The sequence below is a fragment of the Ralstonia sp. Ralssp135 genome, from assembly GCF_047304345.1.
Lineage (GTDB): Bacteria > Pseudomonadota > Gammaproteobacteria > Burkholderiales > Burkholderiaceae > Ralstonia > Ralstonia chuxiongensis.
Genome location: NZ_JBGLYZ010000091.1, coordinates 1 through 365, shown reverse-complemented (window position 1 = coordinate 365; position 365 = coordinate 1). Strand labels below are relative to the sequence as shown.

The 365-nt window shown below is 52.9% G+C and carries 1 protein-coding gene; it reads right to left on the bottom strand.

Annotated elements, in window-relative coordinates; genetic code table 11:
- Positions 1-137 precede the first annotated feature (137 nt).
- On the bottom strand, positions 138-359 hold the full coding sequence (locus ACCD03_RS25505; RefSeq protein WP_413413279.1) for a hypothetical protein: 222 nt from the start codon (positions 357-359) through the stop codon (positions 138-140).
- Positions 360-365 lie beyond the last annotated feature (6 nt).

Here is a 365-nt window from a genome sequence, read left to right as displayed (position 1 = left end):
GTTTGTTGGTGTCTGACGTCAACAGCCTAAGGGGCTACCGCTGCCAATGAAAAAGTACGGTCAGTTCAACACATAAAGAGATACGGTCTCTGCAAGCGCCCCCGCCCGTCGCGGGTTTGCTTTTACTGCTGTTTTTATTATTTCAGCTTGTTCGCGCGCTGAAGCACGCTCAGAACTTCCCACCGGTACAAATCCACTGTCACACCATCCAGCGACGTCAGCATGAAAGCGCCAATCGCATCGAGAAACCCGGCTTGAAACTCAAGGGCCTTGTTCTGGACGCGAAGCTGGTATTCCAAGCGCAATGTCTCGGGGATGAACTGCCGCTGCATCTTCATGTTCATCTGGGTGCGCCGCAGATAATC